At 44.2% G+C, this 3,124-nt stretch carries 4 protein-coding genes and 1 riboswitch; all 4 genes read right to left on the bottom strand.

The window, feature by feature from the left end; all coding sequences use genetic code 11:
- Positions 1–43 precede the first annotated feature (43 nt).
- Positions 44–152, bottom strand: a riboswitch (TPP riboswitch).
- A gap of 83 nt (positions 153–235) precedes the next feature.
- The 4 genes from CCU_RS05300 to CCU_RS05285 all read right to left on the bottom strand — a co-directional run bounded on the left by CCU_RS05300 (position 236) and on the right by CCU_RS05285 (position 3,111).
- Positions 236–745: a GNAT family N-acetyltransferase gene (locus CCU_RS05300; protein ID WP_015533845.1), complete on the bottom strand. Its 510-nt coding sequence runs from the start codon at positions 743–745 to the stop codon at positions 236–238.
- Positions 746–966: 221 nt separating this feature from the next.
- Positions 967–1,656 (bottom strand): nicotinamide riboside transporter PnuC, encoded by a 690-nt coding sequence (pnuC, locus tag CCU_RS05295; protein ID WP_015533844.1) that lies wholly within the window; start codon positions 1,654–1,656, stop codon positions 967–969.
- A gap of 155 nt (positions 1,657–1,811) precedes the next feature.
- On the bottom strand, positions 1,812–2,612 hold the full coding sequence (locus CCU_RS05290) for an MBL fold metallo-hydrolase (protein ID WP_015533843.1): 801 nt from the start codon (positions 2,610–2,612) through the stop codon (positions 1,812–1,814).
- 79 nt (positions 2,613–2,691) lie between these two features.
- Positions 2,692–3,111, bottom strand: a complete 420-nt coding sequence (locus CCU_RS05285) for a YbaK/EbsC family protein (RefSeq protein WP_243440920.1) — start codon at positions 3,109–3,111, stop codon at positions 2,692–2,694.
- Between the last annotated feature and the right edge of the window lie 13 nt (positions 3,112–3,124).

Raw genomic sequence — 3,124 nt, 5'->3', positions numbered from 1 at the left:
GAGACACAGGAATGCGTCTCCTTCTTTATTACTTACATCATTATGTATGTATCAAACGTATCCCTACGGCGGCATTATCCGCATCAGGTTGTGGGTCGAAGCGTTCAGCCTCCTCTCAGCCGGCTAACTCGCCAGCTCCCCATATACTATCCAATTCTCTGACAACAAGTATACCGCTGTCAGATCGTAACATCAACATATTTTTCTGTGATGTTACACCATATGCTGCAACTCATTACTGATCTGCATCTTTTCTAAGGTCATAATAGTGCGGAATGATATCCTCGTAATGTCCATCCGGCATTCTGAAGCCTCCCGGTATGACTCCCAGCGGAGTAAAACCAATCCTTTTATACAGATGGAGTGCATGTACATTTGATGCTACTACGGCATTGAACTGGAGCACTCTAAAGCCTTTCTTCTTTGCCATGGATATACAGTCAAGCACAAGCTTTTCTCCTATATGCTCACCGCGGATATCGCGTCTCACGGCATAGCTGGCGTTACATATATGTCCGCATCTTCCCACGTTGTTCGGATGAAGTATGTAGAGTCCTACCACCTCACCACTCTCTGCGTTCTCGGCGATACCGGTATATGTCTGCTCTTTGAAAAATGCATCGCCTGATCCCGGTGTCAGGTCTTCCTCCTGTGGAAATGCCACGCCATCATCCACAACCTGGTTCCATATCTCTGATGCTGACTTTGCATCTGCTGTCATGTACTCCCTTATGTTTATATTCATCTATGCGTCCTCCTATTATGATAAGATTTCACTTATGTTCTATTTATTATTATATCGTTCTGTCTGGCAGCGCACTATGTATACATCAAAACAGTGTATATTGCCGATATTCAGCAATAATAATCAGATTATGGTGCTGACAGTTATGGGCATATAGCTGTCAGCACTTTAAACATTGTACTACTGTCTATTTATGTTGCAAATTGCACCTCCTTTATCTGCTACATATCCACAGCCTGCCTCACTTCTCTCTTTTTCCAGCTCACAAATCCATACATGTCGTTCACAAAGAATATGACGAAGTTTACAACTACAGGAATATATGCCGGATTCTCAAAAGATGCGAGAACCCATAATACTATGAGTACTACATCATTTGCTGCATATCCCACCGCATAGTATGACGATCTCAGCATGGTGAGCGCAGCCGCCAGGAAACTTGTGACTATGGATATTGTGCTGAATACTATATTCGGCGTGTCAAGTATCATGAGTATATAGTAGAATACAACCGTTACAAGCACTGTGCTGACAGTGAGCCATATCACATGCCTGCGTGTCAGTTTCTGTATGGCTACCTCACTGCTGTTGCCCTCCGATGGATTCTTAAACCATGTTATGGCTGACCACACCGCCATCGGCATCGTCATCCCGAGGTAGGTTATCATCTCCCCCCAATAACGGAACCTGAAGGATATGATACCGTATAATATGCTAAATACGACCATCAATATCTGCGCCCACACATTTCCCTTTGCCGCAAATATAAGCGATGTCACACCTATGAGTGCCGCCGCAAGTGTGAGTATGTCCAGATCTGCAGTGAGAAGATTCGACACCAGCACTATAGCCAGGGAACTCAGCCAGATAAGCCATTCCCGCTTAGTCAGTTCTTTTATTGGATTGTACATTTCGATCTCTCCTTTTTATCGCCTATCTTTAGCAAACTCTTTTCTAGTTGCCTGAATTTTCAAACAATTCTATTGTTCAAGAAAGTCATTCATCTTCTAATTTCTCTCAGATTTTGACTATATTCCTTTTTGACTATATTCTTTCCTCCACATCTCTAAAATCTTATTTTCTCCAAATCATCTGGCACATGCAGGTTGCCACTATAATACCTTTTGCCCTCTGCCACGTACAATTCTTTTCTATGTGTTATATTTTTATCCTCTGTATGATATAGCAACAGATTCTGAACTTCAAGCTTTTCTGCAAGTTCACAGGCATCCTTGACTGTTGAGTGATGTTTCTCATATGGATCAAATATATCCGCCTCGGAATACAGACAGAATGCCTCATGGAGCAGCCATTTGCTGCCTCTCGCATACTTCTCCTCACAATCATTGTAAGGCTCGTCTCCGCAGCACGTAATTTTCGCACCATCACCCATATCCATACAGAATCCAAATTGCTTTGTCTTAGTTGAACCAGTATCAAAAAATGTGACCTTTCTGCCCATTATCTCTTTCGTATCGCCGTCATTCACCTCAACCAGATGAAGTCTGTCACCAATATATACTGTCTCCTTCTTATTAAGAAGTTGCATTGCCATCTCCCTAAGTAAAGCGATGACCTCGTCATGTCCGTATATAACGGCTTCGCCTTCATACGAACCTTTTTTCATATGCTGGCATATCATGCGGATCATCCACACCGCGCCGAGTATATGATCCACATGTTTATGCGTCACAAATATTGTACTCATATCCTGCCAGTTAAAACCCGCTTTCTTAAGCTGTGACAGTATGCCGTTACCACCGCCGCCGTCCACTAGAAAATGTTCGTCTCCATCTGACAGCACAAAGCATGTATTATAACACTCTGTCACAAGTGCACTTCCTGTTCCAAGCATCGTTATGTCCATACACCCATTCTTCCTTTCCCCAATACTTAATTCGTATAATAAGCACCATCCGCAGACTCATATTAACCTGATTAACAGCTTACTTCTCCGGCTCCTTGCACACATCAACCCAGCCGGCAGCCCCAGATGCATCCTCAAGCTCAGAGATGGTGAGATTCACTGCACTGTGGTCATTGCCCGCCGCAGGAAAAACCCTCTCGTATCTCTTGAGGCTCTCATCAAGGTATATATCTATCCCCGGATTTATGCCAAATGGACACACTCCGCCCGGTGCATGTCCGACAAGCTCCTCCACGCTATCAAATGGCACCATCTTCGCCTTGACGTGGAATCTGTCTCTATATTTCCTATTGTCAACTCTGGCTGTGCCCTCGGTGAGTATGAGTACTATCTTGTCATCCTGTATGAACGCCATGGTCTTAGCGATCATGCCCGGCTCAACTCCAAGCGCCTCCGCCGCCATGGCAACAGTTGCCGTCGGAGCGTCTATAAGTATGATCCTGTCTCCATAT

The organism is Coprococcus sp. ART55/1, assembly GCF_000210595.1.
GTDB classification, from domain to species: domain Bacteria; phylum Bacillota; class Clostridia; order Lachnospirales; family Lachnospiraceae; genus Coprococcus; species Coprococcus aceti.
The sequence above is the reverse complement of the archived record's forward strand: the minus strand, read 5'-3'. Positions and strand labels throughout refer to the sequence as shown.

What these genes read in the sequence shown, in the direction of transcription:
- CCU_RS05300 (WP_015533845.1), bottom strand. Translation starts at nt 745, where the DNA reads ATGAATATAAACATAAGGGAGTACATGACAGCAGATGCAAAGTCAGCA.
- pnuC (WP_015533844.1), bottom strand. Translation starts at nt 1,656, where the DNA reads ATGTACAATCCAATAAAAGAACTGACTAAGCGGGAATGGCTTATCTGG.
- CCU_RS05290 (WP_015533843.1), bottom strand. Translation starts at nt 2,612, where the DNA reads ATGGACATAACGATGCTTGGAACAGGAAGTGCACTTGTGACAGAGTGT.